The sequence below is a fragment of the Mycobacteroides chelonae genome (assembly GCF_016767715.1).
GTDB lineage: Bacteria > Actinomycetota > Actinomycetes > Mycobacteriales > Mycobacteriaceae > Mycobacterium > Mycobacterium gwanakae.
Genome location: NZ_CP050145.1, coordinates 4652874 through 4669212 on the forward strand (window position 1 = coordinate 4652874; position 16339 = coordinate 4669212).

The following is a 16339-nucleotide window of genomic DNA, read 5'->3' on the forward strand; positions in this document are numbered from 1 at the left end:
GTCAGTCCTTGGGCGGAGCCGGGCCCAATTCCGGCACACCGTTGCTTGGACCGGCGCCGACTGCGGGTGGGCCACCGTCGGGCACCATCTCTGGATCGAGGATCTCCGCTTCCTCTTCTCCTTCAACCAGATACGGATCGGCGGAGCCCTCGGGTTCGATGAGTGCCCGGATCGCGGTGTTGAGCACCGCAACGGTCGGCACCGCCAGAAGTGCGCCGATGATTCCGCCCAGCACGCCGCCCGCAGCGATGGACAGCACCACCGCCAGCGCGTGGATCTGCACCGCATGGCCCATGATGAGTGGTTGCAGCACATGGCCTTCCACCTGCATCACCACGATCACGATGACCAAGATCATCAACGCGGTAAAGGCTCCCTTGGTGATAAGTGCGATGAATACCGCCACAAACCCGGAGATCGCCGCACCGATGATGGGGACGAAAGCACCCAGAAACACCAGCGAGGCCAACGGAAGCGCCAGCGGCACACTGAAAGCCGCGAGGCCCACGCCGATACCGATGGCATCGACCAGTGCCACCGCGACCGTGGCGCGCACGTAGCCGATCAGCGAACCAAAGCCGAGGACGCCGGCGCGACGCACCCGCGGCCGCACCGCGGTCGGGAAGATTCGGGTGACGAACTCCCAGATCTCCTTGCCGCCGTACAGGAAGAAGATGGTGGTGAACAAGGTCAACACCGCACCGGTGATGATCTCGGTGACCGTGGTCGCCGTCGCCAGCGCCCCGCTGGTGACCCTCCCTTGGTTGTCCTTGATGGCGTTGACCAGAGCATCGCCGGCCTTGCCGATCTGATCCTCACTGACGTGGAACCGACTGTGGATCGCCCAGTTCTTCAGCGACTCGATGCTGTTGGTCAGCTGCGTCGACAGGTCCGGCAGACCCTTGATGAACTGGTCCACCACGAAAGTCAGGATCCCGCCGACCGCCGCGGTACCGGTCAGCATGACCACGACGACTGCCAGCGAACGCGGAACCTTATGCCGCTGAAGGTAGTTGACCGTGGGAACCAGCAGTGCCGAACCCATCAGGGCGAGCAGCAGCGGGATGGTGATCGTTTTGAGATGCCAGAACAACCACAACGAGGTGAGCCCGAAGGCAAGCAGCACCAGCAGGCGCCAAGCCCATGCCGCCCCCTTGCGCACATACGGATGAACCGACTCGGCTGCGTCAGCGTGCGTCATGCGGCGAGCCTAGCTCAGCAACTATCCCTTCGGCGCAGGCTCGGCAAGTACCTCGGTCAGCCACTTCACGACGAGCTCGGGCTGCTCATCGACGATGAAGTGGCCACAGTTGGGCACCTCGGTGATGTTCAGATCGTCGGCGTGGTCTTTGAAGCCCTCGAGCAGCGACGGGTGCACGGCGACATCGTCGAGCCCGAACAGCACCCGCACCGGCATCGCGAGTTTCTGATCGTCGTATGGGCCGCGCGCCAACCTGGCGAATTCCTTGCCGACCATCGACCGGTAGATCTTGGATCCGGCCACCCGGCGGTCGCGGTCACGGAAACAGCCACGGAAGAAGTCCACCGACTCCTTGGGCATGCCGCTACGGCGGATGAACCACCACAGGGTCGGCGACAGGTGCGATAGCGGTCCGACGACGGGGGCTCCCACCACGAGCTGGTAGGCCAGCTTGTGGGCATGCCTGGCGACACGGCCCGGCTCCTGCCACACCGGTGGAATGTTGAGGATGGCCAGCCGCTTGATCCGCGACGGCGCCTTCAGGGCCACCAGCTGCGCCGTCCAACCACCCCAGTCATGTCCGACCAGGTCGAAGGATTCGAGCCCCAGCGCGTCGGCTGCGGCCAGCACATCGGAGGCGAACTGCTCCTTCTCGTAGCCCGCCGGAGCGACCTCGCTCCACCCGGCGCCACGAAGATCGACGGCGTGCACGCGGTACCCGGCATCGGCCAGGGACGGAATCACCTTGTGCCACATCCACCAGTTCTCGGGCCAGCCGTGCAACAACACGACCGGTCGTCCATCCTGCGGTCCGGCTACGGCGACGTGGATCTTCACGTCCCCGGCTTGCACATATTCGTGGGTCACGCCCTCGAGGACGGGCATGCTGCGCTGCGTCATGAACCGCACCCTACCGCGCAGTAGGTTCCGTGGCGCGAGCGCGGCCTCCACATACGCATCCGTAAGACCTGCAAGAACTGGCATGCTTCGTCATAGCGGGCGAATAAGAGTACAAGTGAAGTAGACCGATCGGAATACCTAGGTGATGGAACGGCTGCGCGAATGGTTTCGGGCCATGCATGTGCTGGGCCCCCGCTGGACGGTGTTCGTGGCATCGATGGTCGGCATCAATGCCGCCACCCTGCTGTTGCTGTTCTACTTTTTGCGCCATTGGATGCCGTTCAAACGGCCGGCCGACGACTGGGTCTTCGAGAACGGTCCCCCACTGTTCTGGCTGCTGTTCGGAGTCATGATCGTCACCAGCGTGGGCTGGGCACTGCACATGGAACACCGGCTCGCCCGCTGGTACTGCCGAGGCGGGCCGCCCACCGCGCTGGAGTTACGCACTGCGTTGACCGCCCCCCTTCAGCAGTCGCTACTGCACCTCGGTGGTTGGGCCATCGGCGCGGGAGTGTTCATCGCGGTGGGCGCCATGCACGACTCCAAGTGGACTCTGGCCACCATCATCGGGTGTGTGCAATCGGCGACGGCCAGCTTCGGCCTCACCTACCTACTCGGTGAGCGCATCCTGCGCCCCATCGCGGCCAAAGCGTTGAGCGCCAGCGAATTTCACGGACGATTCGCCCCCTCTGTATTCGTCCGAGTCCGCCTGAGCTGGTGGATCGGCACACTGGCGCCGGCCATCGGAATCATCGCGCTGTGCGGCATGGCCCTCTGGAATCCCGAGGACTTGACCTCCACGCGCGACCTTGCCCTGACCGTCCTGCTCATCGTCTCGACCACCCTGGTCGGCAGTTACGGGCTCGCCCTGCTTACCGCCGGACAGCTGGCCGACCCGGTGCGCCAGCTGCGCACCGCCATCAGTGATGTGGCGCAGGGCGACTTCGAGGCGCGCGTCGACGTCTACGACGGCAGCGAGCTGGGCGTCTTGCAGGCCGGGTTCAACAGGATGATGCAGGTGGGTGAGGAACGTCGTCAGCTGCGTGAACTATTCGGTAAGCACGTGGGTGCCGACGTGGCCAGCCAAGCCTTGCAGCTCGGCACCAACCTCGGCGGCGAGAACCGTTATGTCGCAGTGTTCTTCGTCGACATGATCGGGTCGACGTCGATGGCTTCCGACCGCGACCCCGAAGAAGTGCTCACCATCCTCAACGACTTCTTCCGCATCGTGGTGGAAGTGGTCGACAGCCGCGGCGGCTTCGTCAACAAGTTCGTCGGCGACGAAGCGCTCTCGGTCTTCGGCGCCCCGTTGCACCGCCCCGATGCCACTACCGCCTGCCTGGCGGCGGCCCGAGAACTGCGCGACCGGCTCAACGAGGACTTCCCCCATCCCTTCGAGTTCGCCATCGGGGTATCGGCAGGGCTGGCGGTCGCCGGGAACGTCGGTGCGCCGGAACGCTATGAGTACTCGGTGATCGGCGACCCGGTGAACGAGGCATCTCGCCTTACTGAGCTGGCCAAACACCGGCCCAGCCGCCTACTCGCCTCCACAAATGCGCTCTATTTCGCCGACCCCGACGAACAAAAACACTGGGATCACGGCGACTCTGTGCTGCTCCGGGGCCGCACCAGGGCGACACACCTAGCGTGGCCTGCGGGAACCTGAAAGAAGTGGCCAGTCCGCGCCGTTACTGTGGTGCCCGTGCCCGATGACCGTGACCCACTCGACGGCGGCTGTACGCCGCCCGAAGGAAGCGGTCCGGCTTCATGCCCGGACGATCCCGAAGCGGATACCGCACCCCAACCCGTCATCAAGCAGCGGGGAAAGTACTGGTGGATCCGCTGGGCGGTCCTCGTGGTCCTCGCCATCGTGCTCGCGGTGGAAATCGGATTCGTCTCCGATCAGCTGGCATCGGCCTGGCGCAGCCTCAAGACCGCCAACCCGTGGTGGGTGCTGGCGGCAGCGTTCGCGGCGATGGCCTCGATGCACAGCTTCGCGCAGATCCAGCGCACGCTGCTGCGTTCGGCGGGCGTGAAGATACGTCAATGGCGCTCTGAGGCCGCGTTCTACGCCGGCAACGCGTTGAGCACCACATTGCCCGGCGGACCCGTACTCTCGGCCACCTTTATCTATCGGCAGCAGCGACTCTGGGGCGCGACCCCGGTCGTGGCGTCCTGGCAGTTGGTGATGTCCGGGGTGCTACAGGCGGTGGGTTTGGCGATCCTGGGATTGGGCGGGGCATTCCTGTTGGGTGCCAAAACCAACCCGTTCTCGCTGATCTTCAGCATCGGCGGACTATTGGCCATCTTGCTCCTCGCGCAGGCGGTCGCATCGCGACCGGAGATGCTCGACGGCATCGGGGTGCGAGTCCTTCGCTGGGTCAACGATGTTCGCGGTAAGCCGCCGATGATGGGGGTGGCGCGCTGGCGCGAGATCCTCAAGCAGATGGAAGCGGTGACGCTGACCCGGCGGGCCCTCGGCGAGGCGTTCGGCTGGTCGCTGTTCAACTGGATCGCCGACGTGGCGTGCCTGGCCTTCGCGGCCTACGCCGTGGGCAGCCGCCCCTCCCTGGTCGGTGTCATGGTTGCCTATGCCGCGGCACGTGCCGCCGGTTCGCTCCCACTCATGCCCGGTGGCCTCCTGGTGGTGGAGGCCTTCCTGGTTCCCGGTCTGGTGTCCTCCGGGATGACGCTGCCCGACGCGATCTCCGCCATGCTCATCTACCGCGCAGTCAGCTGGATTTTCATCTCCGCGATCGGCTGGGTCATCTTCTTCTTCCTCTTCCGCAACGAGAGCCAGATCGACCCCGACGCCACGCCGAGCCCATCCAAGGAGCCCGAACCCGCGCCTGACGCTCGTCCAGCCGACCCGCCAAAAAATTCTTCCGATCCCCCGAAATAAAGCGGACTGTGGTCCGGTTGGCATGAATGTCCTACCCCAACTTTGAGGAGCATTCATGACCACCACCACGCCAGTTCTCGCCCCTGGAACCTGGATCATCGACTCGGTTCACTCAGACATCACCTTCTCCGTACGCCACCTGGGCGTTTCGAAGGTTCGCGGCTCGTTTACCGACTTCAGCGGTGACATCACCGTCGCCGAGGACGGCACTCCCTCGGTATCGGCCACCATCAACGTGGCCTCTGTCGACACCCGCAACGACCAGCGCGACGGCCACCTGCGTTCGGCCGACTTCTTCGACACCGACAACCACCCCACCGCCACCTACCGCTCCACCTCGGTGCGTGCCGACGGTGACGACTACATCGTCGATGGTGAACTGACCCTGCACGGCGTCACCCAGCCGGTCTCGCTGAACCTGTCCCTGGAGGGCGTCGGCCCCGGAGCGCAGGGTGGCGCTGTCGCCGGCTTCGAAGCCAGCACCGAGATCAACCGCGGCGACTTCGGCGTCACCGGCGGTGCCGGACTGGTCGGTGAAAAGGTCACGCTGACCTTCAACATCGAAGCCGGTCACCCGGAGGCACCCTCCAACTGATCGCCGCACGGCACCCGCTACGGTCGGGGAATGCCCAGCGTGCAACAGAATTCGTCACCCCAAGCGCCGGTGACATCCGTACTGCTCTCCCTGGTACTGGATGTCATCGGCGTCTTGGTCTTCTGCACCATCGGCCGGCGCAGCCACGCCGAAGGCATCACGCTGGTGGGTGTGTGGGAGACGGCGTGGCCGTTCTTGTCGGGCGCCGGAGCCGGTTGGCTGCTGAGCCGGGGTTGGTCGCGACCGACATCCGTCGCCCACACCGGCATCGCGGTGTGGGTCTGCACGGTGCTGTTCGGGATGATCTTGCGCCGCCTGAGCAACCAGGGCGTGGCGTTCAGCTTTGTCATCGTCGCCTCGCTGGTGACTGCCCTACTTCTGCTGGGATGGCGTGTCATCGCGAACCGCACGTCAAAAAGCTGAGACCTCGCCGTCAGGATCTCGTCAACGCGCTTGGATACACGGCCGGCGCACCCGCAAGCTGGCTGCATGGAAGGTTTCGCCGCCGTGCTGGTGCCCCTCGCCGGTTACGCCGCAGTACTGCTCTCTGTGCGGTACCTCAATCGTCATGACGATATCGCCCCCGCGGCGGGCCCGGAAGCCTTGACCCGCTAGCCCCTCAAACACCGAGTGCGAGCCTCGCGCGGATATCTCCAGGGAAATCCGCGCGAGACTCGCACTCGAATGACGTATGCGCCCTTAGACGCGCGGACCGGGCGCGGGACCTGTGCCCACCGGGCCGGCCGGAGCCGGAGCGACAGCGGCCGGGGCCGGGGCCGGTCCGGGCGCGGGACCGGGGCCCTGCGGGAAGTTGGCAGCCGGTGCCTGGTTCTGAATCGCGGACTGCACTGCCGGGTTCTGCACGAGAGCCTGCGCGGCCGGGTTCTGCGCCACCTGCTGCGCCGCCGGGTTCTGCGACAGCGCGGTCAGCAGCGCGGGGTTGACGCCCATCGCGGCCGGGTTCAGTCCGCCACCATTGACCACCTGGGCCAGGTCCAGCGGCAGACCGCACTTGGTGCGCAGGTCATTGAGCGGTGCGGCGATGCCACCGAGCGAACCGGCCACATCGGGCCGCGACACCAGATAACTCTGCGTCTTCGCGGCGATCTGATCCTGCGGGGCCGCCTTGATCTCGGTGAAAGCCGCATCGACGTCGGGATGCTGCTCCAGGTAGCCCGCGGCGTTCTGCACCACGTTGCCGACGGTCTTGGTCATCTTGCTGGCCTGGCATCCATCCGGCGTGGGTGTGGCAGGAGTCACCGTCGCCGCGGCAGGTGCGGCGGCGTTCGGGGCGGGTGCCGGTGCGACGGGGGCCGCCGGAGCCGGGGCGGGGGCCGGGGGGATTGGTTCGGCCGCGGCAATCGGTGCCAGGGCGCTCATCGCGAGCCCGCCAGCGAGAACACCTGCGCTCAGCAAGCCGTAGGCCGTGCGCCGCGAGGTTGTGGCTGACATGACATTCCTCCTACTTGGTTGGGGGATTACAGCCAACGTATCGAAATTCGGCGCCATTTCGAAACACGCACGCGCGTAGTGACCAGAGCGTTACCCACTCTTTATCGTCGGCCAGATTCTGAATTTCAAGATCCTATTTTCAGCTCAGTGCAACGTTGCCAGGGAGCGCGAAAAGCATGTCCAGCCACCACTGGTTTTTCGCCAAGGCAGGCTGTTAGTAAGCGTGTCATCGCAGGTTGCCGGGATATATATAGACAGGGGGCGAGGTTGGTCGCGTTGCTGTAGCATCACGACCACGCCACAGGAGACTGCGTGCGTCACACCGAACGACAGGAACCATCGTGCAGTCAGTCATGATGCGCACCAGCGACTACCTTCGCAGGTATAGGTGGTTGACGGTCGCTGTCTGGCTGATTCTTATTGCCTCCGCGGCGGGCCTGGTAGCCAGTCATGGAGAAAAGCTCACCGGTGGTGGTTTCGAGGTCGCCGGTTCGCAGTCGCTAAAGGTTCATGACGCGATGGAGACCGGGTTCCGTAATCACGGCGCCTCCCCGCTGGCGCTGGTCGCCGCGCCCCGGCCCGATGCGACCGTCGCCGATATGACTGCCGCCGTCGACTACCTCAAGCAGGTGGCGGCGCAGATCCCTCAGGTCTCGGTCGAGCCCATCCCCCCGCAGCTGACGCCGCAACCGGATCGCCCGTTCGTCGTCACCCTGCGGATCGGCTTCGATAACACCGGCGCGACAGACATTGCCAAGGACCTTCGCAAGAAGATAGGTGTGCACGGCGGTGAGCCCGGGCAGATCGCCGGTGGCCGCGTCTCCCTCTATGTCATCGGCCAAGGTGCGCTGGGCGCCGCGATGACCGAACAGATCGCCGGGGATATCAAGCAGGCCGAGAAGTGGAACATCCCGGTCATCCTGATCGTGCTGATCGCCGCGTTCGGCTCGCTGGCCGCGGCCTCCTTGCCCTTGCTCCTGGGCCTGTGCACGGTCGCGTTGAGCGTCGCGATCGTCCTCGCGCTGTCCAACATCACCACTATCTCGGTATTCGCCCTGCCGACGGTGACCATGATCGGCCTCGCCGTCGCGGTGGACTACTCCCTTTTCATCCTCATGCGATACCGCGAGGAGCTGAACTCGGGGAAGAACCGGCAGGAGGCGATCGCGGCGGCGATGGCCACCTCCGGGCTCACCGTCACATTCTCCGGCCTGACTGTGATCGCCGCCCTCGCCGGCATCTACTTGATCGGAACCCCCGCGTTGGCATCGATGGCCTCCGGCGCCATCATCGTCGTCGCGATCGCCGTTCTCAGCTCCACCACACTGATGCCCGCACTGCTCGCCATCTTCGGTAAGGCCGCAGCCAACCAGTCCCGATTCCTACGCCTCTCACCGCTACGCAAACATTCAATTCCATTCTGGCGCAAGTGGACCCAAGAGGTTATGCGCCGGCCCTGGCTATCCGCGCTGGGCGCTTCGATTTTCTTGCTCGCACTGGCCGCACCGAGTCTGCACATGCAGGTCTCCAATAGCATGTTGCGCCAATTCGATTCGTCCCATGAGATCCGACGGGGCATCGACGCTGCGGCCGTCGCAATGGGACCGGGCGCGCTCGGACCGGTACAGATACTGCTCACTTTCGACGGCAACGCGCAAGATCCTCAGCATGGGCAAGCCCTCGAGAACGCGAAGGAGACAATCGCGCAGGCCCCCAATATCGCGCGGGTCTCCGATCCGATCTTCTCCACGGGCGGGCATGACGCACTGATCTCGGCAGTACTGTCGGTGGACCCCGAGGCGAACGCCGCCCGCGACACCGTCAGCTGGCTGCGCGCAAATGTGCCCGATGCGCTCAAGAATTCGGGTGCCGATATCAGCGTCGGCGGGCCTACTGCGCTGCTGTTCGACTACGACAACAGGGTGGAACACGCACTGCTGGGAGTGTTCGCTTTCGTCTGTGTCCTGGCATTCGTCATGCTGCTGGCCACGCTGCGCTCGCCGGTGCTGGCGCTCAAGGGCGTGGTGATGACGGTGCTCTCCGTCGCCGCCGCTTACGGCAGCCTGGTGATTGTCTTCCAATGGGGATGGCTGGAATTCCTGGGCTTCCACAAGGCCAACATCGACAGCAGCATCCCGCCGTTAGCGCTCGCACTGACCTTCGGTCTCACCATGGATTACGAGATTTTCCTGCTGGCACGCGTGCGCGAGCGCTATCTGCGCACCGGTGATTGCGCCGACGCGGTTTCGTTTGGCGTACGCACGAGCGCGCGCACCATCACCAGCGCGGCGCTGATCATGATCGCGGTGTTCATCGGATTTGCCTTCGCCGGAATGCCGTTGGTCGCCCAGCTCGGCGTCGCGTGCGCCGTGGCCATCGCCGTCGATGCGACGGTGGTGCGCTTGGTGCTGGTACCGGCGCTGATGGCAATGTTCAACCAGCGCAACTGGTGGCTTCCGGGGTGGCTGGATCGGGTACTGCCCACCGTGGATTTCGAAACCCCGTGTGTCGACGAGCTTCCGGGCCCGCATACCGAGAGCGCCCTGCGACTTCAGGGATCCGGACTCGAGGAACCGCGCATCGACTACCACGCCATCGCTGTCTCGGCGGCCCGGCTCAAGCGGCTCGCCGATGGCGGCACCGTCGCCGCACCCGATGCCCAGTCGGTGCTCGTGGACCGCTGGCGTGACAACTTGACTGTGGCGCTGGAGGCACTGCAGGCCGGCAAAAACGGATCCGATGCCGACACTGTCGCCATGCCAGGTCCCCTCTCGCGAGTGACACCGGTCGAAATCACCCAGGTAAAGCTGCCGACGGGACAAAAGTGTGTCGTACCCACCGACGCTGAAGCACTGCGCATGCAAGGACTGTTGTTGATGCGCCGCAACGCCGAACGCGATTACACCGAGTTCGCCAGGCTCGCATCGCTGATGGAACCGCAAACTGCGGCAAAGGTCCTCGCCGGTCTCGATCAGCATTACTGTGTACAGTCCAATCAGAGGTGGGTTTCCAGTCAGCTGGTGCGACGGCTCGCTGACCCGAAGCCCGGCGACGGTGCAATGGAATGCCCCGCGGTACGCAGGCAGTGCCTGTCCGTGGCGGTTGCGATGTTGGAGGATGCGAGGTGACGGTCACGAGCGACGCTCCAGCCGTCTCCCCCGAAGTGCCCGATGAGCCTTCGGGTTCCGGCGACATCGGCTCCGGTTCCGCTCACGCCGAGCAGCCGGCGCGCAGCGACAAGCCGGTCACCCACTGGACCACCTCCGAGATACTCGACGCCCTGCAAAGTGGTGACCTTTCCGATTGGCAGGCGATAGTCCACGCGCTCAAGCGCGATCCCTTCGGACGAACCGCACGCCAGGTTGAGGAAGTCGTGGGCGCCGATGAGCTCTACGGCATTTCGACCGTGCTGCAAGAAGTCCTCACCCGGGCGCGCGACAACCTTGCCGAAGCCGAGCAACGAGAAGCAGCCAACGAGATCAACCTGCTGTTCGAGGCATCCGGTCTGCGCCAGGCCGAGTTTGCTTCCCGCATAGGTGTTTCAAGCGGCGAACTCTCCTCGTACCTGGCAGGCACAACCAGCCCCACGGTCGCGATGCTGGTGCGGATGCGCCGGGTAGCCCGGCGGTTCGGGCGCACCCGTCCCCGCGGATAGCCACCGGGCACATCGCGTTACATCCGGGTACCTGCGTAACCAATGTCAGTTCCCTGAGAGCTGTCCGATCGTTATGGCAGCCCGCCTGAAATCGGCCTAACCTCGTGCCATGACCGACGAGACGAAAACTGACGAACCTACCGGCGCCATTTCGACGCCCGCGCCCCCGCCCGCACCGACGGCCTCCGCGGGAGTTCCGAAGCCTCCCCCCACCAATGTCGGCTGGGCAGTGGCCTCCATTGTCTTCTTCTGGCCGTTGGCGTTCAGCGCATTTACCAATGCACTGAATGTCACCCAGTACTGGCTCACCGGCCAGTACGACCGCGCGCAGGAATCCTCGGATCGCGCCAAGCTCCTCGGCAAGATCGCCCTGCTGACCGGCCTGGTGCTGCTGTTCCTGTTCATCGCCTTCCGGATCGCATGCGCCATCTGGTGGCACACGCACGGTGGCGGCGGTGGCGGCTGGGGACACCACGGCGGCTGGCACCGCACCTGGGATGACGACGGATGGAACGGCCCGGGCCCGATGGGCCGTCCCGGTCGCGACAACTAGTTAGAAGTCATCGGGTGCACTAGGTGCGACGGGCCAGCCGAATGCAATCGCGGCCCGTTGCACCGCACCTGTTCGAAGTTCTCTGACCAATCCTGCCCTGGCCAGTGCCCGCAGGCTGACCCCACCCATGTAGACGGACCCGAGATCGCGCACGGTCAACGCGATATCGGCGTCCGCCGTGGTGATTTCGCAGCTGGCACCGGTCAGACTGCCGCGCAGACGGTAACGTCCCGAATTCTCTGGCAGGAATTCGTCGGTGACCTCCAGCACCACGTCCACCTCGGTGGCGTAGCGCCGCTGCGACAGCGCCTTCGCAATATCGACCAATCGCACGTGGATCGCGTCGCTCACAGCGCATTCCAGTGCAGGGTGGTTCGCCACCAGGTAGCGCAGCTCCTCATGTACCGATGCGCCGTGATATTTGATCTTGCGCACCAGATCCATATCCAGCAGGTAGCGCCACGTCCGCGCGTAGGCGCGTGGGTTGGCACCCAGCACCTCTTGCACATGCAGCTCCGCGTCGGGGCCTGCGTCGCCCCACCCCGGTTTCGGCCGATAGATGGCGAATCCGCTGACTGTTCCATCGGATTCGTAGTGCAGGACGAAGCGGATCTTGCCGGACTCCTTCTGGCGTTCCTCGTTATCCAGCGTCCAGATCGCCCACCATTCGGGCGTACGGGACATTTGGCCGGGCAGTTCGGCGATGGCGCCGTCATACACAGCAGGGGCCGATGCCAGGAAGGTGGCGGCGTCGACTTCCTCCAGGGTGCCGTCGCCCAGATCCACATCCGGCCGGAAAGACAGCTCCTTGACCCGGCCAGATAATTCCGCGGCTTCCGTCGCGACTCCATAACCAAATCGGCCGTAGATCAACGCTTCCGAGGCGAACAGCATGGCGATGGCCTCACCGCGCGAGCGGACGTCCTCCAGTTGACGGCGCATCATCGCGGTCAACAGACCGCGACGCCGATGCGTTGGCGCCACCGTGACGGCGGTGATGGCGGCGACAGGTGCGACCGTTCCGCCCGGTAGCACCACGTGACGGCTGTATGCACCCGCCGTCGCCACCCACTTGCGCCCGTTGTGGAATCCGATCATGCGGTCCAGCTCGGTGAATTTGCGGCTGGCCGCTATCTCGTCCTGCTGGGGATCCTGCAGGAACACGGAGTACGCGAAGCTCACGTACGACTGGTAGTCGTCCTCGTCTTGAATGGTGCGTAGGGTCAGCTCAGACACATACCCATGTCTACCGTGCCATGCCAAGGCCTGTCACTTGAGTTTTCGGCGTGCCACGGGCCAGCAGGAAGGAACCGCGGTGTGGACTGCCCCCGATGACACGGCAATCGCCGAGATACTGCTCGAAACTAAGACCGTTGCCATCGTTGGTATTTCGGCCAATCCGGACCGGCCGAGTCACGGCGTCTACCGCTATCTGGCCACGCACAGTCCCTACCGAATCTTGTTGGTGAATCCGACGCTCTCCGAGCTCGACGGCCAGACGGTCTACCCGAGCCTTGCGGCGCTGCCGGAGACACCCGACCTGGTCGATGTGTTCCGCCGCCGCGAGGAATTGGCGGGCATCACCCAGGAGGCCATCGACATCGGGGCACGCACACTCTGGTTCCAGCTCGATCTCGTCGACATCGACGCCGCGAACAAGGCCACCGATGCGGGGCTGCGGGTTGTCATGGACCGCTGTACCGAAATCGAATTCGCTCGTATCAGTTCGCGTTAGCCCCTGGGCGGCTGCGCCCCGATCCGGTCGATCGGTGCGATGTTGTCCACGAGCCAGCGGCCATCACGCTTGGCGAGGGTCATCCGCAGTGCCAGCACCGACTCTTCGGGTTGCGCTTTCGCGGCAACGCTCGTGCGTCGCACCAGGGTGGCGGTCACGGCGTCTTCGGGTCCCAGGGCTTCGATGCCAACCGAGATGATCTCACCCTGCTGCGAGATTCCCTTGGCCTTGAGCTCGGCAGTGGCCCTGTCGAAGTCACGTGTGAAGGACTGCCTCTGCCCTTCCGTCATATGCTCGGTGGCCTTGCCCACGTAGGAATCCGGGCTACCCGGGGCAAAATTCACCACCGCCCCGGCCACCGTCGCGACGACGTCGGTCACCGCCGCGCGGTCCGCGTTCCCCTCCCGGTCGGGAACCGTCCAATGCCGGTACCCCACGACCGCGACCGCCAACACCGAAATCGTGGTCAGTGCGACGATTCCGGTACGCAGCGCCGGCCCGTCATCGTCGGTGCCGACGGTCACCGAGTCACGTCGGGCCAGATAGGCGTTCACGGCCAGACCTTGAGCGATAAGCAGACACGATGCCGTACACACCACCACCCACCAGGTGGGCCAGCGCAGTATCACGCCGAGTTCGACAATCGCCAGCATCGTGACCAAAGGCGCCAGTAGGTCAAAGATGATGACCCGCACTGCATTACGGCTCATCGCAACAGCTCCAGACCAGTGACCAGCAACTGGTCCCCAACCTTGGACACCGCAAGCCGGAGGTGCCATTGATTGACCTTCGGGGCGGCATCGGCGTCACGCGTCACCGACGTGGCCACCACCATGACGCGATCCAACCGCTCCACGGAAGGCAGGCCGATATCCTCATCGGGAATTCTCGCGCCGACCCTGTCAATGGCCACCGCATCGATCTCTCCCGCCGCGTCGGCATCGACCGTTCGCGCGAGCTTCACGACGCCCGCGAGCATCTCCCCCAGATGATCGCTGAGCTGCCCAGCGGTACCGTCCTGCAGCATCTGCACGCTGGAGTCGACATTGCTCTTCTTCATGTTGATCAGGGTGTTGACCCAGGTCACCGCGGTATCAAGCACGCGCGAGTCGTAGCGGTCACGGGCCGCTTGGCTGCGATGACCGGCAACGACGAAGACCGAAAGCACCACAGCAACAACCGTGATCGCGCCGAGAACGGCCGACAGCACGCCGTACCGGGAGAAGACGGGTCCGTCTGCGCTGCCTTGGCTGGTTGCCGGGGCCTCTTTGCTCACGGGCCTCACCCTAGCGACCCGTGCCACCATGGACGGGTGACGACAGAATCCGTGCTGCCAAAATCCGGTATCGACCTGAGCCACCGTGACGAATCCATCCGCCCGCAGGATGACCTGTTCGGCCACGTCAATGGGCGCTGGCTCGCTGAGTACTCAATTCCGGCCGACCGTGCCGTCGACGGCGCCTTCCGAACTCTGTTCGACCGCGCCGAAGAGCAGGTGCGCGGGATCATCACGGAGGCCGCCGACTCGGGCGCACCCGAAGGTACCGAGGCGCAGAAGATCGGCGACCTGTTCGCGAGCTTCATGGACATCGAGACCGTGGCAGCTGTCGGCCTGGCACCGCTTCATCAGGAGCTGGACGGGATCACCTCGGCAGCCGATGTCACCGCGCTGGCCGCTGTCATGGGTACGTTGCAGCGGGCCGGGGCCGGCAGCGGGGTGGGCTGCTACGTGGACACCGACGCCAAGGATTCCTCCCGCTATCTCCTGCACATCAGCCAGTCCGGCCTGGGCCTGCCCGATGAGTCCTACTACCGGGAGGAGCAGCACGCGGCGACGCGCGAGGCGTATCGCGCCCATATCGCCACCATGTTCACGCTCGTGTACGGCGAGGGTGACCACGCCGATACCGCCGACCGGATCCTCGCGCTGGAGACCAAGATCGCCGCAGCGCACTGGGACGTGGTGAAGCGGCGCGATGCCGAGCTGAGCTACAACCTGGTGCGGTTCGCGGACCTGGAACACACCGCCCCCGGATTCGATTGGGACGGATGGATCTCCGGGCTGGGTGCCACCACCGGCCAAGTCACCGAACTGGTGGTGCGACAGCCCGACTACCTGACCGCCTTCGCCGGCCTCTGGGCCTCGGAGCCGTTGAGTGATTGGAAGCAATGGGCAAGCTGGCGGCTCATCTGTGCCCGCGCGGCATACCTCACCGAACCGCTGGTGGCAGAGAACTTTGACTTCTACGGACGCACGTTGTCCGGCACCGAGCAGATTCGCGACCGCTGGAAGCGCGGCGTCGCGGTGGTCGAGTCATTACTCGGCGAGGCCGTGGGCCAGCTCTATGTCGAGCGCCACTTCCCGCCGAATGCCAAGGCGCGCATGGAGGTTCTCGTCGATAACCTGCGCGAGGCCTATCGGGTCAGCATCACCGACCTGGCGTGGATGACGCCGGAGACCCGTGAACGCGCGCTGCAGAAGCTCGACAAGTTCACCCCGAAGATCGGCTACCCCGCCACGTGGCGTGACTATTCGACCATCGCCATCCGGCGCGATGACCTGCTGGGGAATGTCCGCCGCGCGACGGCCGCCGAATGCGACCGTGGCCTGGCCAAGTTGGCCGGACCCGTCGATCGTGACGAGTGGTTCATGACCCCGCAGACCGTGAACGCCTACTACAACCCGGGCATGAACGAAATCGTCTTTCCCGCAGCGATTCTGCAGCCGCCCTTCTTTGATGCGGACGCCGATGACGCCGCCAACTACGGTGGCATCGGTGCCGTCATCGGCCACGAGATAGGCCATGGATTCGACGACCAGGGTTCCAAATACGACGGCGACGGCAACCTGGTCAACTGGTGGACCGATACCGACCGCGACGAATTCGGTGTGCGCACAACGGCGTTGATCAAGCAGTACGACGATTTTGTGCCCCGCGAGCTCTCCGATCAGCACGTGAACGGTGCGTTTACCGTCGGCGAGAACATCGGCGATCTGGGCGGTCTCTCGATCGCGCTACTGGCCTACGAGATCTCGCTGCGCGGCAACCCGGCTCCGGTCATCGACGGACTCACCGGAGCACAGCGGGTCTTCTTCGGCTGGGCGCAGGTATGGCGCACAAAGGCCCGCGAGGCTGAGGCCATTCGGCGTCTATCGGTAGACCCGCACTCGCCGCCTGAATTCCGCTGCAACGGTGTGGTGCGCAACATCGACGCGTTCTACGAAGCCTTCGAGCTGAACACCGAGGACGAGCTGTTCCTGGAAGCCGATCAGCGCGTACGCATCTGGAGCTGAGCTCCCCCGACGAGAAAGCCCCCGGCCAGTGGCCGGGGGCTTTCTCGTGCG

The 16339-nt window shown here is 64.8% G+C and carries 16 protein-coding genes; 10 read left to right on the plus strand and 6 right to left on the minus strand.

The window, feature by feature from the left end; genetic code table 11:
- Nucleotide 1 precedes the first annotated feature (1 nt).
- The gene (locus tag HBA99_RS22855; RefSeq protein WP_057967246.1) at nt 2-1201 is read right to left on the minus strand and encodes an AI-2E family transporter; all 1200 of its coding nucleotides are present in this window, start codon (nt 1199-1201) and stop codon (nt 2-4) included.
- Nucleotides 1202-1222: 21 nt separating this feature from the next.
- The gene (locus HBA99_RS22860) at nt 1223-2101 is read right to left on the minus strand and encodes an alpha/beta fold hydrolase (protein WP_070932481.1); all 879 of its coding nucleotides are present in this window, start codon (nt 2099-2101) and stop codon (nt 1223-1225) included.
- Between the two features lie 142 nt (nt 2102-2243).
- Between HBA99_RS22860 and HBA99_RS22865 the strand changes: the two genes are divergently transcribed.
- From HBA99_RS22865 to HBA99_RS24965, 5 genes are all read left to right on the plus strand, one after another.
- Nucleotides 2244-3767, plus strand: coding sequence for an adenylate/guanylate cyclase domain-containing protein (locus HBA99_RS22865; RefSeq protein ID WP_081343246.1), 1524 nt, complete (start codon nt 2244-2246; stop codon nt 3765-3767).
- A 27-nt stretch (nt 3768-3794) separates the two neighbouring features.
- Entirely contained in the window at nt 3795-5003 is a 1209-nt protein-coding gene (locus tag HBA99_RS22870; protein WP_057965505.1) for a lysylphosphatidylglycerol synthase transmembrane domain-containing protein, read from the plus strand.
- A 55-nt stretch (nt 5004-5058) separates the two neighbouring features.
- Entirely contained in the window at nt 5059-5598 is a 540-nt protein-coding gene (locus HBA99_RS22875; protein ID WP_070951893.1) for a YceI family protein, read from the plus strand.
- A 30-nt stretch (nt 5599-5628) separates the two neighbouring features.
- On the plus strand, nt 5629-6021 hold the full coding sequence (locus HBA99_RS22880) for a DUF3054 domain-containing protein (RefSeq protein ID WP_057967248.1): 393 nt from the start codon (nt 5629-5631) through the stop codon (nt 6019-6021).
- Nucleotides 6022-6087: 66 nt separating this feature from the next.
- A complete protein-coding gene (locus tag HBA99_RS24965; RefSeq protein ID WP_070911797.1) occupies nt 6088-6213 on the plus strand; it encodes a hypothetical protein in 126 nt (41 codons plus the stop codon).
- An 84-nt stretch (nt 6214-6297) separates the two neighbouring features.
- Here the strand turns inward: HBA99_RS24965 and HBA99_RS22885 are convergent, their stop codons facing one another.
- Nucleotides 6298-7050 carry a hemophore-related protein gene (locus HBA99_RS22885; protein ID WP_070951892.1) on the minus strand — a complete coding sequence of 251 codons (753 nt, stop codon included), beginning with the start codon at nt 7048-7050 and terminating at the stop codon, nt 6298-6300.
- Between the two features lie 353 nt (nt 7051-7403).
- Here HBA99_RS22885 and HBA99_RS22890 point away from each other — a divergent pair, with 353 nt between their 5' ends.
- The 3 genes from HBA99_RS22890 (at nt 7404) to HBA99_RS22900 (ending at nt 11258) form a co-directional block, all read left to right on the plus strand.
- Nucleotides 7404-10178 carry an MMPL family transporter gene (locus HBA99_RS22890; RefSeq protein WP_070951891.1) on the plus strand — a complete coding sequence of 925 codons (2775 nt, stop codon included), beginning with the start codon at nt 7404-7406 and terminating at the stop codon, nt 10176-10178.
- Nucleotides 10175-10705 (plus strand): helix-turn-helix domain-containing protein, encoded by a 531-nt coding sequence (locus HBA99_RS22895; RefSeq protein ID WP_030097363.1) that lies wholly within the window; start codon nt 10175-10177, stop codon nt 10703-10705. The genes HBA99_RS22890 and HBA99_RS22895 overlap by 4 nt, the downstream gene beginning before the upstream one ends.
- Nucleotides 10706-10814: 109 nt before the next feature.
- Nucleotides 10815-11258, plus strand: a complete 444-nt coding sequence (locus tag HBA99_RS22900; RefSeq protein WP_030097364.1) for a CD225/dispanin family protein — start codon at nt 10815-10817, stop codon at nt 11256-11258.
- Here the strand turns inward: HBA99_RS22900 and HBA99_RS22905 are convergent, their stop codons facing one another.
- Entirely contained in the window at nt 11259-12494 is a 1236-nt protein-coding gene (locus HBA99_RS22905) for a GNAT family N-acetyltransferase (RefSeq protein ID WP_070951890.1), read from the minus strand.
- 79 nt (nt 12495-12573) lie between these two features.
- Here HBA99_RS22905 and HBA99_RS22910 point away from each other — a divergent pair, with 79 nt between their 5' ends.
- The gene (locus HBA99_RS22910) at nt 12574-12993 is read left to right on the plus strand and encodes a CoA-binding protein (protein ID WP_070932200.1); all 420 of its coding nucleotides are present in this window, start codon (nt 12574-12576) and stop codon (nt 12991-12993) included.
- On the opposite strand, the gene HBA99_RS22915 is transcribed toward HBA99_RS22910, so the two are convergent.
- Nucleotides 12990-13703 (minus strand): hypothetical protein, encoded by a 714-nt coding sequence (locus HBA99_RS22915; protein WP_070951889.1) that lies wholly within the window; start codon nt 13701-13703, stop codon nt 12990-12992. The genes HBA99_RS22910 and HBA99_RS22915 overlap by 4 nt on opposite strands.
- Nucleotides 13700-14179 (minus strand): hypothetical protein, encoded by a 480-nt coding sequence (locus HBA99_RS22920; RefSeq protein WP_070952404.1) that lies wholly within the window; start codon nt 14177-14179, stop codon nt 13700-13702. The genes HBA99_RS22915 and HBA99_RS22920 overlap by 4 nt, the downstream gene beginning before the upstream one ends.
- 126 nt (nt 14180-14305) lie before the next feature.
- Here HBA99_RS22920 and HBA99_RS22925 point away from each other — a divergent pair, with 126 nt between their 5' ends.
- Complete coding sequence (locus tag HBA99_RS22925; RefSeq protein ID WP_070951888.1) at nt 14306-16288, plus strand: M13 family metallopeptidase; 1983 nt, start codon at nt 14306-14308, stop codon at nt 16286-16288.
- Nucleotides 16289-16339 lie beyond the last annotated feature (51 nt).